15 protein-coding genes are annotated in these 14,882 nt (G+C 44.8%); 1 reads left to right on the forward strand and 14 read right to left on the reverse strand.

The window, feature by feature from the left end:
* Positions 1–5 precede the first annotated feature (5 nt).
* From JFU01_RS02665 to gmk, 12 genes are all read right to left on the reverse strand, one after another.
* On the reverse strand, positions 6–368 hold the full coding sequence (locus JFU01_RS02665; RefSeq protein WP_013668911.1) for an Asp23/Gls24 family envelope stress response protein: 363 nt from the start codon (positions 366–368) through the stop codon (positions 6–8).
* A gap of 204 nt (positions 369–572) precedes the next feature.
* A complete protein-coding gene (rpmB, locus tag JFU01_RS02670; protein WP_041706165.1) occupies positions 573–761 on the reverse strand; it encodes a 50S ribosomal protein L28 in 189 nt (62 codons plus the stop codon).
* 100 nt (positions 762–861) lie between these two features.
* The gene (locus tag JFU01_RS02675; RefSeq protein WP_195856576.1) at positions 862–1,533 is read right to left on the reverse strand and encodes a thiamine diphosphokinase; all 672 of its coding nucleotides are present in this window, start codon (positions 1,531–1,533) and stop codon (positions 862–864) included.
* 15 nt (positions 1,534–1,548) lie between these two features.
* On the reverse strand, positions 1,549–2,196 hold the full coding sequence (rpe, locus tag JFU01_RS02680) for a ribulose-phosphate 3-epimerase (protein ID WP_195856575.1): 648 nt from the start codon (positions 2,194–2,196) through the stop codon (positions 1,549–1,551).
* On the reverse strand, positions 2,193–3,125 hold the full coding sequence (gene rsgA, locus JFU01_RS02685) for a ribosome small subunit-dependent GTPase A (protein ID WP_195856574.1): 933 nt from the start codon (positions 3,123–3,125) through the stop codon (positions 2,193–2,195). Before rsgA ends, rpe begins: the two co-directional genes overlap by 4 nt.
* Positions 3,118–5,169 carry a Stk1 family PASTA domain-containing Ser/Thr kinase gene (gene pknB, locus JFU01_RS02690; RefSeq protein WP_195856573.1) on the reverse strand — a complete coding sequence of 684 codons (2,052 nt, stop codon included), beginning with the start codon at positions 5,167–5,169 and terminating at the stop codon, positions 3,118–3,120. The genes rsgA and pknB overlap by 8 nt, the downstream gene beginning before the upstream one ends.
* Complete coding sequence (locus JFU01_RS02695; RefSeq protein WP_195856572.1) at positions 5,166–5,909, reverse strand: Stp1/IreP family PP2C-type Ser/Thr phosphatase; 744 nt, start codon at positions 5,907–5,909, stop codon at positions 5,166–5,168. The genes pknB and JFU01_RS02695 overlap by 4 nt, the downstream gene beginning before the upstream one ends.
* A gap of 11 nt (positions 5,910–5,920) precedes the next feature.
* The gene (rsmB, locus tag JFU01_RS02700) at positions 5,921–7,315 is read right to left on the reverse strand and encodes a 16S rRNA (cytosine(967)-C(5))-methyltransferase RsmB (protein ID WP_195856571.1); all 1,395 of its coding nucleotides are present in this window, start codon (positions 7,313–7,315) and stop codon (positions 5,921–5,923) included.
* Positions 7,290–8,246: a methionyl-tRNA formyltransferase gene (gene fmt, locus JFU01_RS02705; protein WP_195856570.1), complete on the reverse strand. Its 957-nt coding sequence runs from the start codon at positions 8,244–8,246 to the stop codon at positions 7,290–7,292. Before fmt ends, rsmB begins: the two co-directional genes overlap by 26 nt.
* A gap of 44 nt (positions 8,247–8,290) precedes the next feature.
* Positions 8,291–10,723 carry a primosomal protein N' gene (priA, locus tag JFU01_RS02710; RefSeq protein ID WP_195856569.1) on the reverse strand — a complete coding sequence of 811 codons (2,433 nt, stop codon included), beginning with the start codon at positions 10,721–10,723 and terminating at the stop codon, positions 8,291–8,293.
* Between the two features lie 124 nt (positions 10,724–10,847).
* A complete protein-coding gene (rpoZ, locus tag JFU01_RS02715) occupies positions 10,848–11,072 on the reverse strand; it encodes a DNA-directed RNA polymerase subunit omega (protein ID WP_013669681.1) in 225 nt (74 codons plus the stop codon).
* A 2-nt stretch (positions 11,073–11,074) separates the two neighbouring features.
* Positions 11,075–11,701 carry a guanylate kinase gene (gmk, locus tag JFU01_RS02720; RefSeq protein ID WP_064293552.1) on the reverse strand — a complete coding sequence of 209 codons (627 nt, stop codon included), beginning with the start codon at positions 11,699–11,701 and terminating at the stop codon, positions 11,075–11,077.
* A 347-nt stretch (positions 11,702–12,048) separates the two neighbouring features.
* Here gmk and JFU01_RS02725 point away from each other — a divergent pair, with 347 nt between their 5' ends.
* Entirely contained in the window at positions 12,049–12,429 is a 381-nt protein-coding gene (locus tag JFU01_RS02725; RefSeq protein ID WP_195856568.1) for a hypothetical protein, read from the forward strand.
* A 240-nt stretch (positions 12,430–12,669) separates the two neighbouring features.
* On the opposite strand, the gene cls is transcribed toward JFU01_RS02725, so the two are convergent.
* Both cls and JFU01_RS02735 read right to left on the reverse strand, forming a co-directional pair.
* Entirely contained in the window at positions 12,670–14,130 is a 1,461-nt protein-coding gene (gene cls / locus JFU01_RS02730; protein ID WP_111851810.1) for a cardiolipin synthase, read from the reverse strand.
* Between the two features lie 139 nt (positions 14,131–14,269).
* On the reverse strand, positions 14,270–14,875 hold the full coding sequence (locus JFU01_RS02735) for an energy-coupled thiamine transporter ThiT (protein ID WP_060777868.1): 606 nt from the start codon (positions 14,873–14,875) through the stop codon (positions 14,270–14,272).
* Positions 14,876–14,882 lie beyond the last annotated feature (7 nt).

Below are 14,882 nucleotides of genomic sequence, written 5' to 3' on the forward strand. Positions count from 1 at the left end.
TTCGCTTATTGATCCTCTGTATATATGCCTTGGACAAAGACGTTCACTACATTTGCAGTGATGCCTAGTTGCCGTCCTAAATCATATTTTACAGAGCGTTGTACGTTACGACAAATTTCTGAGATCTTGGTGCCATAGTTTACCATAATATAAACATCAACGATCACCAGATCAGCCTCGCTACGAACAACGACTCCCTTGGTATAATTTTCAATTTTTAAGATTTCAGAAATGCCATCACGGATTTGGTTCTTGCTGGCCATGCCAACCACACCATAATTTTGTGTGGTAGCCATTCCTACAACCTTAGCAATCACGTCATTAGTAATTTCAATTTCGCCATATTCAGAATCCATTTTTACAGGCATTGTTTTTCCTCCTTGTTAATAAGAGTCATTTTTTGATGAATACGCTTGAAGATTCTTATATCATAATCCTTTTCCCATTGTACCAATTTTTGGCGGATATTGCACTCTCTGGCCTAAATTAAAAGCTAATAATAAAAAAACACATTAGCGGTAGAATGATTAACACTCTATGGCTAATGTGATTTTCTATCGTTAGTTTGTTGACTAAACACGTTGAACTTTTCCTGATTTAAGGGCACGAGCTGAAACCCAAACACGTTTAGGTTTTCCATCAACTAACACACGAACTTTTTGCAAGTTTGGTTTAAAGGTACGTTTTGAGCTGTTTAAAGCGTGTGAACGGTTGTTTCCAGATTTTGCTTTACGACCTGTGAAATAACATTGTTTTGCCATGTTGAATAACTCCCTTCTTACAGTTTTTTGAACATACTAGAATATTTTATCATAGGGGTTACTGGCTTGCAAGTTCTTTTAGAAAATACTTAGCAAATAACTAGTGAGCATCCCGGGTTTGTAAGACCATCAAGAGCCCAGAAGTAAAGCTTAAGGACATGGGCCGTCCATCAGGGAGAAACTCGTTAGAAATAAAGGACCGCGGGTTATCAGAGGCAAAGTCCTCTAAGCGGTATTTGACGTCTTTTAAGGTCAGCCCGCTCACGGGCCCCATAGAAATCAAGGAAAGATAGGTCATGCCTTCATAGGGATAAATGGTATGGTCACCAGGCTCCAAAAAGCGAACCGTGTTAGTATCGGAAACAAATTCTAAACGAGAGATGACCGGTTGAAAACGGTCTTGGTAGGCCATCCATAAGTTATTAAGGGTATGGTCGAGACGACCACCCAGCATGCCATAAAAAATGATATGTTCGGCCTGGGGCCAATTTTTTATCATTTCCGTGAGAGCAGCCTCGGTATCAGTATCGTTCTTCTCACTGGGTAAGACAATCGATTTTTGGGCCGCTTCTTGGATCGCTTGTCTTTCCTCCGCCGTCACCGAATCAAAGTCCCCCACAGCCAGGTTGAGGGGTAAGCCGGCCCGGAGCAACTCTCTCGCCCCCCGGTCAATGCCTACCCAGGCCACTTGGGGATCGTTTTTGTAGCCGGCAATAATGGGATTATCCAAATGAGCAATTGAACTTCCCACAGCAATAATACGTTGAATCATTTTCCTCACTCACTTTTAGCAGCAAGCATCCCGCAAGGAAGCGATGGCTTGGTTAGAATCCTCTTTGTAGACATAAGAGCCGGAAACAAAGACATCTACCCCTTGGTCGTAGCACTGACGAATGGTGGTGTTATCGATCCCTCCATCGACTTGGATTTGATAATGGTAGCCTTTTTCCTGACGAATTTGGTCCAATTCAGTCATTTTTTCTACCATATCTGGAATGAAGGCTTGGCCACCAAAACCCGGGTTAACCGTCATGACTAAAACCATATCAACCATATTCAAGATCGGTGTGATGGCTGAAACTGGAGTCGCTGGGTTAAGCGCCACCGCTGCCTTCATGCCTTGGGATTGAATATTTTGAATGGTCCGGTGTAAGTGGGTGACCGCTTCAAAATGCACCGTCATGCTATCTGCTCCCGCTTGGGCTAGGGATTCGATATAGTCATCCGGATTATCTACCATCATATGGCAATCAATGAAGAGTTTGGTGTGGGGACGTAGGGCTTCCACCATGGGCGCACCAAACGTGAGGTTGGGGACAAAATGGCCATCCATAATATCCACATGGACCCAGTCTGCTCCAGCCTCTTCAATCCGGGCAACTTCTTCACGCATACGACCGGTATCAGCATTTAAAATACTTGGGGCAATTTTCATTTTTTCTTCCTCCTATTTTTCTGTTGGTAATCGGGTTTTTTATTGATAATTTCCTGCAAAAATTCCACATAATGGTCATAACGACTCTGACTAATCTCGCCTGCCGCTAGGGCTGCTTTAATGGCGCATTGGGGCTCGTGGGTGTGGGAGCATTCCCGGAACTTACAGAAATCACTCCGCTCTCTCATTTCAGGGAAGTAGTCTCCCAGGTCTTCCTTTTCAATGCTATCTAAGCTTAAACTGGAAAAGCCAGGCGTATCGACTAGCTTACCCCCATAGACATCATGTAATTCAACATGGCGGGTGGTATGCTTGCCCCGGCCCATGCCCTTAGAAATAGCAGCCGTTTCCTTATGGAGATCAGGCAGGAGATGGTTTAACAAGGTGGTCTTACCAACCCCTGACTGTCCCATAGCGGCAATGGTTTTCCCATGAAAAAGTTCAGTCAGTAAATCTTCGTCTGCTTGAGATAGGTCTAAATTCGTTAAGACCTGGTAGCCCAGGGACTGGTAATTAGCCAAGAGCGGCTGCAATTCTTCACGTTCTGCTTCATCGAGTAAGTCTAACTTGGAAAAGTAAAGCGCTGGTTGGATCCTTTGGCTTTCACTATAGACCAACATGCGGTCAATCAACTTGCTAGGGATTTGTGGTTGGGTCACGGAAGCAACCACAAAGGCTAAGTCAATATTGGCCACGGGCGGCCGGTCAAGCTCATTTTTGCGCTCCTTCACGGCAGTTAAGACCCCTTCATGGAGATTATCTGCTTGAAAGCTGACATAGTCACCCACTAAGGGGGTCAGCTGTTCCTTACGAAAGAGACCGCGCGCCCGGGTTTGATAGATCTCCCGACTATCTTGGTCTTCAATATAGTAAAAGCCACTCAAGACCTTAACGATCTGGCCCTGTTTTTCTGCTGGTCTATTAGTCATCGCCTGGTTTCACTCGATTCTCTAAAATCGTCTTGCCGTCACGGACCACCTTGAAACGAGCGGTTTTATTGGGCTCAGTTTCAAAACTCAAAGTATAAGACTTATCGTCAGTGATGGTAAAGTGATCGGCCACTTCATTGTAAGAATGGTTTAAATCATCAATGTAAATCTCAATGTCATTAGCTGCCTGCCGTTGAGAAGTAGACTCGCTATCCGAATCTCCACGAGATCTTTTGCCCTTGTAAGGAATAGTGATGGTGTGACGGAAGCTGTGTGTGGGCTCCTCCTCAGGCCCTAAAGAAAGGGTCACAGTCAAATTCGCCCCGCGGTTGAAGTTGGCTCCAGGCGCGATACTTTGGGAGACCACTAAGCCCTTAGCCACAGAATCTGAATTCGCTTCATTAAAGCTGACATTCAAGCCCACGCTTTGGGCATATTGTTGGACACCCGCTTGGTTTAAGCCTTGCAGGTTGGCCATCGTTAAGGGTTCCTTACCCAGACTCACGACCAAGTGCAGGTTGGTTTCACTAGCCACCACGCTAGAACCTGGCGCTGGGTTTTGGGAAATCACTTTCCCCTTTTCAACCTCTTCACTATAGACTTCTTCACTACTTACAGAAAAGCCTTTCTTCTCAGCATCTTTTTTAGCCTGGTCTAGGGTCTGTCCTTGGTAGTTAGGGATTTCAATGGGTTCCTTACCCTGGCTAATATAGAGGTCAATGGGCTGGTCAGCCTTGACCTTCCGCCCACTACTCGGATCAGTCCGGATCACTCGCCCGCTTTCCACCTGGTCGCTATATTCTTGATGACTCTCACCCAGGCTAAAGCCATTATTGACCAGGCTATTACGGGCCTGGTCTTCGGTCATATTGGTTAAATCAGGGACCGGTTGACTTTGCCCCTGGCCAAAGACAAAGACGCCGAGAAGCAATAAGATAGCCAAGACTCCCCCAATGAACCAAGGCCATCTCCGCTTGGGCCGACTGGATGTTTTTGGCGGAGCTGCTTTTACTTTTGGCTCACTTTGAGCCTCTGTCTTTTGACTCGCTAAGCCGGCACCGATCGGCATGGCCTTGGTCGCTTGAGCCGTCTCTTTGGGCTCTGGTTGAGCTTCTGTGGAGACCTTTCTTTCGTCAGTAATTTGTTTTTCGATCGCGTCCTTAGCCATAACAATGGTTTCATTCTTCATCAATGAAGGCGTAAATGGTGCTTCATTGGCCCGGCTGGGATCTAGACAGGTCGCTAAATCTTGCCGCATCTGTTCGCAAGTCTGATAGCGTTCATTAGCTTCCTTGACCGTTGCCTTCATAATAACATTTTGCATGGCTTGGGGGATATCGGAACGGAATTGATTAATATCCGGAAGGGATTCCTGGAAGTGCTGAATGGCTATGCTAACGGCAGATTCCCCGTCGAAGGGGACCTGGCCAGTGAGCATTTCAAAGGAAACAATCCCCAAACTATAAATGTCGGATTGGTAACTAGCCATCGACCCCCGGGCTTGTTCGGGGGAGAGGTAATGAACCGAACCAATAATGGTATTGGTCTGGGTAATTGAAGTCTCGGTAGAGACCAAGGCAATCCCAAAGTCCATGATTTTTACCTGACCATCCGGTTTAATCATGATATTTTGCGGTTTTAAGTCCCGGTGGATAATCCCCTTGCGATGGGCGCATTCAACCCCAGCCAGGATTTGCATCATGATTCCTTGATAAGTTTCTTTACTGATGGGATGATTTTTGCGAATAAATTGTTTAAGGTCAATTCCCTCAATGTATTCCATCACGATATAGTGGCCATCATCATCGTCACCGACATCGTAAATATTAACAATATTGGGGTGGTTTACTTCTGAAATCGACATAGCCTCCCGTTTGAAGCGCCGAGTCGCGTCATCCATATCCGAAGTCCCAATGCGGAGGAATTTAATGGCGACCTCCCGTTCCAAAATCGGATCATAGGCTAAATAGACAGTTGCCATTCCTCCAGAGCCAAGGTGGCGGATAATTTCATAACGATTACCAATCACTTGACCTTGTTTCATGACACATCCCCTCCCTCAATCCTGGCGAGAACCACCGAAATATTATCCCGGCCCCCAGCTTGGTTGGCTGCAGCGATTAAGGCCTGAGCCGCTTGATTAACATCTTCATCGCTAGCGATAATCTGACCGATATCGTCATCAGTCAGCATATCGGTTAAGCCATCTGAACAGAGTAAGAGCATGGTCTGCGCTTCTAGGGTAAATACCGAAATATCTACCTTGATATCTTCGCTTACCCCCACGGTCTGAGTCACAATATTCTTTTGCGGGTGGTTTTGGGCTTCAGACGGGGTAATCATCTTCATATCTAAGAGTTCTTGGACAAAGGAATGGTCGCGGGTCAAAGGTTTCAAGGCCTCCCCATCGTAGCAATAGGCCCGACTATCGCCCACATGGGCAACAATCCCCTTTCCTTCAATAATTGCAATTCCCACAATAGTGGTCCCCATGCCTGACAAATCATTATATTTTTTTGAAGCTTGTAAAACCCGGTCATTAGCAGAAACAATATTATCTTCCAACCAAGTTTGAACCGCTTCAGTATCGGTCTTAGGAGACTCCTCCCAGGCATGGCCAACTGCATAGAGGGCCATTTCACTGGCTACATCTCCAGCATTATGGCCGCCCATGCCATCACAGAGCAGGAGTAGGGCCTGCTCGGCTTGATTATAAAAAACCCCTACTTGGTCTTGATTTGAGCTTCTAATTTGACCAGTATCGGTCAACTGACTAACTTCCATAGTAATTGCTCCTAACTTTGTTTTTCTAATAAGGCGACAAAAAAGCCATCGCTATTAAAATGATGTGGTAAGATTTCCAGGCAAGCGTCATTGATCAAAGATGGCTGTAAGACTTCCTGCCACTCGGGACCAATGGCTTTGAGGGCGAAGTCTGGGTGGGTCGCTAAAAATTCTTCGACCACTTGCCAATTCTCTTCTGCTGTTATTGTACAGGTACTATAGACCAAGCGGCCAGCCTTTTTTAGTAGGGGACTGACATTATTTAAGATTTCTAATTGAATTTTTTGCAAATTCTTTAGATCTTGAAAATCCTTGTTTAACTTGGTATCCGGTTTGCGCCGGAAGAGGCCCACACCTGAACAGGGAGCGTCAACTAAAATTCCGTCAAAACTTTCCTCTGGAAATTTTTCACCTAGTTGGCTGGCATCCCCTTGTTGGATACTTACCCGACTATCGACATGCATGCGTTTAACATTATCAGCAATTAAGGGTAATTTATTCTCAGCAATATCAAAAGCTAAGACCTGGCCCGTTTTACCTACATATTCAGCTAATTGAACCGTCTTGCCCCCAGGTGCCGCACAGGCATCTAGGACCCGGTCGCCAGCTTTGGGGTTCAAGATATCAACAGCCAGGCTAGCAGCCTCATCTTGAATAGTAATAACTCCCTTCTCAAAGAGTTCGGAATGGGCCGGATTACCGGTTTTAACTTTTAGCTGGTGAGGAGCTATCTGACTGCTTTGGTTAGGAAAACCTTGATCGGCTAAGGCTTGGCTAATTTTATCCTGGTCCTGCCAATAGTTGCGACTAATCCGCACATTAACCTGGGCTGGTTCTACCATGGCTTGGGCAATTTGCTGGGTAGTTTCAAAACCAAAGCGTTGAGTAAAATATTTCACCCAATCTAAGGGCAAGCTAGTCTCTAAGGAAAGAACATAGGCCTGGTCGCCTGCCTGCTGGCTAATAAAGTCCTCGATGGTCGGATAGGTTCGGAAGAGGTTACGCAGGGTCCCATTGGTAAAACGTCCCATGGTCTGGTTACCGCGCTTCTTAGCGATACGTACGGCCTCGTCGACAATGGCGTGGTCAGGAATAGCAGCGAGATAATAATGCTGGTAGGCTGATAATTCGAGTAGGGCTAGCAGCCACTTCTTGGTCCGCTTATAGCGTTTCAATACCTGTTTTAAGAGTTCTTGGAGGGTCCAATGAAATTGCAGACTCCCGTAAACTAGGCGGGTATAGAGATCACGGTCCGAGTCTCCTACCCGACTGTGGCTGAGCACCTGGTTGACTTCTTGGTTAACAAATGCCTCGCCCTTATAGACTAGGTTTAGGGTTTCCATAGCCTGGTAGCGGGCGCTAGCTTTGAGGCCTGAGGGCTTATTGGAATGTGTCGCCGACTTCAATTTGACCCGCTCCTCCATTAATAAAACTCGTAATATCCATGGCCTTCTTCCCTGCTGGTTGGATTTCAGTAATAGCTAAGACCGTTCCCTCTCCGCAAGCCACTAGGAAACGGGCTGGTTTCTTGTCAATAGCGATCACCGTTCCTGGGACTTGGTCAGTTTCATCGTCTTCAAGCACTTCACTTGCCCAGATCTTCCAGCGCTTGTCATCAAAGAAAGTGTGGGCCACTGGCCAGCTATTAAAGGCTCGAACTTGGTTATGGATTTCTTGGGCAGTATTGTCCCAGTTGATCCGCTCCTCTTCCCGGGTGATATTAGGTGAAAAAGTTGCTTCCGCTTCATTTTGAGGAGTCTCAGTCACTGTTCCGTCAAAGAGAGCGGGTAAGGTTTCTAGCAATACTTGACTGCCCAGTTCACTCAAGCGGTCAAACATTTCAGCGACAGTAACTTGGTCATCAATAGGGATAGCGGCTTGCTTTAGGATTGCTCCAGCGTCCATTTTCTTGACCATACGAATAATACTTATCCCGGTCTCCTTTTCTCCCTTCCAGATGGCGTAGTGGACGGGTGCCCCGCCCCGGTACTTGGGTAAGAGGCTGGCGTGGACATTAATGGCCCCGTATTTGGGATAGTTCAATAAACGCTCAGGTAAAAATTGCCCGTAAGCAGCAGTCACGATTAAATCGATATCCCCCTGGCTGAGCAGCTGGTCGAGGTCTTGATCTTGACTGATTTTTTCAGGTTGGTAAACGGGAATATCAGCCGCTTGGGCGGCTTCTTTAACCGCTGAGGCTTGGAGGCGGTGTTTCCGTCCCACGGGTCGGTCAGGCTGGGTAACCACGGCAGTAACTTCATAGTCAGGGTGGTCAATTAAGGCCTGTAGACTCTTCACCGAAAATTCTGGTGTCCCCATAAATACAATTTTTTTCATAATGAATAACTTCCTCCTCAGTGCAATTCCTGTCCCCTGTTTTCCTACAAGAAAGATAAAGGCTCGACATCAATAGAGACATAGAGTTTCTTTTTACTCCAGTCTTGAGCCAAGTCACGGATTTCTTGGAATAAGGGCTGAATGTGTGCTTGATTGCGGTACTGGTACAAAATTTGATAATAATAACGGTTTTTAATCCGAGAAATGGCATTTTGACTGGGACCAATGACATAGTCCTTACTGCCCTGGCTGCGTTCACGCAGTAAAGTGGCCAAGGTTAAGGCCGCTTTAAGGGCATTTTTTTCATTAAAGTGTGAGATAGATAATCTGATGGTATAGAAATAAGGGGAATAATGGTTGAGTTTACGGTAGGTCATTTCCTTTTGGTAGAAGCGGTCATAGTCGTGGTGTTTAGCAAGTTGTAAGGCATAATGGTCTGGGTTAAAGGTTTGAATCATGACCTGCCCTTCCAAGTCACCCCGGCCGGCCCGACCACTCACCTGGGTTAAGAGCTGAAAGGTTCGCTCTGAGGCTCGAAAATCAGGCAAGTATAGGGAGGTATCCGCATTGATCACTCCCACTAGGGTAATATTAGGGAAATCTAGCCCCTTAGCAATCATTTGTGTTCCCAGCAAGATATCTGCCTCGCCACTTGCCACTTTGGCTAACAAACGCTCATGGGCGCCCTTTTTACGGGTGGTATCATTGTCCATTCTGACTAAGTTCTTACCAGGAAAGAGTTGGTAGATCTCTTCTTCAACCTTTTCCGTCCCACTACCAAAGGGACGTAAGTGTTGGCCTTGGCAGAGGGGGCAGACTTGGGGATAGGGCCGGTTATAGCCACAATAATGGCACTGCAAACTGCGATCACTATAATGATAGGTTAGGGAAACATCACAATTTTGACATTGAAAAACATACCCACAATCCCGGCACATGACATAATTAGCATAGCCCCGTCGGTTAAGCATGAGGGCCACTTGTTGGCCCTGGCTTAAGGTTTGATCGATGGCTTCTTTGAGTGAGCGGGAGAATTGATAGTAATTTTTATGCTTAAACTCTTCCCGCATATCGATCAAGTCAACTGCCGGTAAAGACTTACCGTTAATCCGTCCAGGGAGACTAAGCAAGTGGTAGACCCCATTTTGGGCCCGAGCCCGGCTTTCTAAGGCGGGGGTGGCTGACCCTAAGAGTAAGGGACAGGAATGATAACGTGCGCGCCACTTAGCCACATCCCGGGCATGGTAGCGCGGAGCTTCCTCTTGTTTATAAGTGGTCTCATGTTCCTCATCAATAATGATGATGCCAATATTATCAATCGGGGCAAAAATCGATGACCGAGCTCCCACGACTACCTGGGCATCCCCCCGACGCATCTTCCGCCATTCATCAAAATGTTCCCCCACACTTAATTGGCTGTGAAGGACAGCGACCAAGTCTCCAAAGCGTCCCTTAAGTTGGGCCACCATTTGTGGGGTCAAGGCAATTTCTGGTACCAATAGAATGGCATTTTGCCCTTGGTCGAGGGCTTGGCGGATTAATTGCAGATAAACTTCCGTCTTCCCACTACCCGTCACCCCTTGCAAGAGATAGGTGTCATTAACTTGGTCACTAATCGCCTGTTTGACTTCTTGGTAAACCCGATTCTGATCGTCAGTTAAGGGTTTATCTTGGGTTCTTTCTTGATAGCGGTCAGCATAAGGATCACGGTCAACTTCAACCTCAAACAACTTTAACCAGCCGAAGTCTTGGCCACGGCGGATAGTCTGTAAGGAGAGGTCATAATTCTCCCGCAACCATTTGACGCTCACCCGCCGGCCTTCAAGTTCCATGAGCACTTCACAGAGTAGGATCTGCTTTTTAGCGGTTTTTCTAAGTTGGTCGCGCTCCTGTTCTAATTGGTCTGCATCCATCAAGGGCTGGATCCATTTTTCAGTTTTATAATGTTTGCGGTCGGCAACCCGGTAGTCAACGCTGACCTCGCCTGCCTCTTTTAAAGCTAGCAAGTCTTTTAACTGGTCGGCTTCCTCAGCCGTCTCCCAAGCCACTTCTTCCTGGTCTCTAAAGTAGCTTTGCCGGTGTTGGTAAGTCAATGTCTCACTAGGGACGAAGTACTTATGGTAGTCTACCTTCAGTAAGCGGGGAAGCATGGTTTGGTAACAAGTCACCACATAAGAAAACAAATGCTCGGCTATATCTCGACCCAGATTCAACATTTCCGGAGTTAAAACCGCTTGGTCATCAAGCAGGCTAGTGATCTCCTTAAGTTCACCTTCAAATTCACTGGTCGCGGTTAATTCCACCACGTAGGCCAGTACCTGGCGAACACCAAAAGGAACTTGGACGCGCATCCCCACCTGAATCAAGTCCTGATAGCGGTCGGGAATGTAATAATCATAGGGATGGTCAGTCTGCATGGTGGGAACATCAACAATAACCCGGGCAAAACGAGGGGCTCTTGTCCTTTCTGTGACCATATTCATTCTCCTTTCCGCTATTTCTCTATCTATTGTACTAAAACTTAAATCAGCTTCCAACTATCTCTAGTTTTCTTAAGCACGAAAAAAAGACCGGCTAACCGATCTTTGTTCGTGGTTATTATTAGTTAAGGCTTTCGTCCTTAGCTAAAGAATCTGGATCAATACCTAAGTCACCAGAATTAATCTCTTCTAAGGCTTGGCCAACATACTTAGGAGAATGATAGTCTGTTAACATCGGATTTTGGTTTTCTTGAAGTTCGTGGGCCCGTTTAGCGGCAATGGTACACAGAGAATATTTAGAATTTACTTGCTTTAACAAAGAATCAATCGATGGATAAATAATCATATTTAATCTCCCTCTCCTAGATAATTCTCAACAATATCGTCAATAAAACGGTCAACTTTCAAATGTTCTGCCTTAATGATGGTTTGGATCCGTTTTACTGCTAGATCCACATCATCATTTTCCACCACATAGTCATATTGGGTCATTAATTGCAACTCGGTACGAGCCTTGTCCATCCGTTCCGCAATCACTTCTGGACTGTCCGTTCCCCGGTTAACAATGCGTGATTCCAATTCTCTTAAGTTTGGTGGCGCCAGAAAAATGAAAACCCCATCAGGCATCCGCCGTTTTACCTGCAAGGCACCCTGCACTTCAATTTCTAAGAAGACATCCTTTCCTGCATTTGTCATTTTATCAATGTAATCCAGGGGTGTCCCGTAAAAATTCCCTACATATTCCGCATATTCTAACAACTTTTCATCTTCGATCATTTTCTCGAACTCTTCTCGCGATACGAAAAAATAATCCTTTCCGTCTACTTCCCCTTCACGTGGTTGACGTGTAGTTGCTGAAACGGAATAGAAAAATTGATTTTTTTCTTGATCAGTCTCAAATAATGCTTTACGGACCGTCCCTTTACCTACCCCAGAGGGTCCTGAAAGCACAACCAATAATCCTTTCGATTTCATAGAACACCTTTCATCCTTTAAAAGTTTATAAAGTGTATCATACCACAAATTAAAAGACTTGTCGTAAATTATTTAAATAAAGTAAATAATTAAAAGTCCTTATTCTTTTCATGACTAAGTGTCGCCTGGAATAAACAGGCAGCCACACGATCTTTATTAGAGTTAAGTTCATTTTAGCATAGATTTATCCCTTTGAAGCGATTTTACTTCACTTAAAAACTTTCTCACCTATAAAAAACATCTGTTCGAATTTCACTTGACACCAGAACGAACGTTCGCTATACTATAAATCAGTTAGAACAAACGTTCTGAAATTGTTTATTTTTATTATTTAAGGAGGGTCTAAGATGCAAAATCCAAGTCAATCGTTCTCATGGAATAGCTTAATTCATAATATTATCCCGTTAAGTTCACAGACAAACGTCGCTAGACCGTTACAGTCCATTAATAAAACCCCCGCTGAAAAGCTTACAGACCTAGCGCCTAGTTCAGAAAATGACGCCCTATCCAACCAGATAAAGTACTACCAAAAACAACAGCTTCCCGTCTACATTACCGTTAGACGCAATATGGGTAATATGTATACCAAGGACACCCTCTTTGGCTATTTTCAAAAATATTCTTCCCATCCCCAAAGTCAAATGGTTATCTTTGAAGATATCGATAGCGAGGTTAACTTTATGATTCCTAAGCAAGAAATCCTTGCCATCTGGGAACCCAATGCCTAGAATGAGCACTTATTCATCCTGATTCAAGCACTTTACTAAATAAAAACTTCTACCATCACCAAAATAACTTCTCAATCATCGTTTAACTAAGAAAAAGCCAGTTTACTCACTTTCTTGATGTCCTTCCTAAGCGAAGCACTAAGAAATCCCCCAGAGAGTAAACTGGTTTTTATTTATCAATTAATCTTAATGAGCATCCGTAATGAGCTTCTGTTCTGCTTTTGAAATTAAATTATATGTTTATAAAATCGGTGCTAAGAGACGAGAACCCTTTTGTTTGAACTTCTTCCAGCCGGATTGATTGTCGAAGTATTCTTGGGTCAAAACCGTCGAATCCTCTAAGTCACGTTCATATTGAGCAATCAATTCAGCCACCACCGCCTTATCATAGATAAAGGCATTGACTTCAAAATTCAAGCGGAAAGAACGAATATCGAAGTTGGCGGTCCCCACACTGGCAATCCGATCATCCACAATCATCATCTTGGAATGCAAGAAACCCTTGTCATAACGGTGGACATGGACGCCAGAGGCTAAGACTTCCTTACTATAGTATTCAGTGGCCCGATAAACAAAGGGGTGGTCTGGCTTACATGGGATCATGATATGGACTTCAATACCAGACAGGGCAGCAAGTTCCAAAGCCTCCAAAATCGGTGAATCCGGGATAAAGTAAGGCGTATGCAAGTAAATCCGTGACCTGGCCATGGTGATCATCTTCAAATACCCCATCTTAATTTGGTCGGTTTCATCTTCAGGTCCCGAGGAAACAATTTGCATAGGAACTTTATCTTCAACCGGGAATAAGGGGAAATAGTCATGGGCCAATTCAGGTTCAGCCAGTAAGAGACTAGTATCCTCGTCCGTTGACGCATACCAGTCAACCACAAAGCGACTTTGCAGGGCTTGAACCGCCTCGCCAACTACCCTTAAATGGGTATCGCGCCAGTAACCCAAGGGCCCCTTACCGATATATTCCTTAGCAATATTAAAGCCGCCGATATAGCCAACCCGTCCGTCAATAACAACAATTTTGCGGTGGTTACGGAAGTTCAAGCGGAAATTTTGAATCCAGGTCGAGTAACCGAAGAAGGCCGAAGCCACTCCCCCAGCTGCTCTAAGCGCTTCTAAATCTTTATCCTTTAACTGACGACTTCCTAGGGCATCATAGAGGAGCCTGACTTCAACCCCCTCTTGGGCTTTTTTAGTCAGGGCGTCTAAGACCCGGTTACCGACCTCATCAGGAGTAAGGATATAGTATTGGATATGAATATGATGCTTGGCAGCTGCGATATCCTTTAAGAGGGCTTCAATTTTTTCCTTGCCCTCATCAAAGATTTCAACCTCATTATTAGCGGTTAAAATTGAAAAATTAGAGCGGTAAAGCAGGATAATTAATTCTTGCAGTTCAGGATCATAGTCAGAGATAAAACGCTGTTTGCCCGAGTCATCAATGTTTTTATTGACTAGGGTAGTCATCCCCATGGCTTCCTTCTCATTCAATTGGAAGATCTGTTTATCAGAAATTTTCCTCCCCAAGAAAAAGTAAATCACAAAGCCTAGTCCCGGTAATAAGATTAGGACAAGTAACCAAGCCCAAATCGTCGCTACTGGCCGCTCTTGGCGAAAAACCGTATAAATCGCCGACACCGTATTAATTAAAATAATGGCAATAATTAAAATATTTACCCAATTGGTCATAAATCCTAACCTCTCTCTCAAACTAAATAAGATTATAGCAAATTTCACAATAAATAAAAATAAAAACTAAAAGGCATACTTCCCCTAATAAGCAAAAGAGCTGGAGCCAGTGCTCCAGCTTCCTTGGGCTGTATTTGCTTTAATCATCATTCAGTAAGCGAGAACGCTCACGCCTTGATATATAAGGCGTATTTTTAGGGATAAAGTTCTTAGCCGAAACATTCATAATCACAATCAAGATAATCAGGCTAAGGGCAATATTCACCAAGGCTGACAGGGCATTTTGTTGGAAGTTAACCTGGGTGGTTAGGCTAAGATCACTGACTAAATATTCATAAGTCAGGAAACGTACTAAGAAATAGGCTAGCCATGCCAGGATAGTGCCGGTTACCAAGTTAAGATAGGCCGATCCCATCCGACGATTATGCAAGGTCCTTTGTAAATTACGGGCAAAGAGACCCGCAATGCCTAAACAACCACTAGCGATAATCATACCAATAATTTGACCTATATGGTCAGCCGGGTTATCCAGTCCAATGCAGGAAACGGCTCCTAACAAGAGACCAGCGAAACTTCCGGCAAAATTTCCGCGCCTGAAAGCATAGTAAATCAGCAAGGTATAGCCAATTCTCAAAGCAATTCCCCACTCGGAAATAACCGCTGGGAAAATTAACTGAATAAGAAAAGCTAAGGCTAGGTAAAGTAAGCCTTCAACGATAATCACTAAACGTTGGGAAGATTTCATAACTTAG

Source organism: Aerococcus sp. Group 2, from assembly GCF_905125285.1.
GTDB classification, from domain to species: domain Bacteria; phylum Bacillota; class Bacilli; order Lactobacillales; family Aerococcaceae; genus Aerococcus; species Aerococcus urinae_E.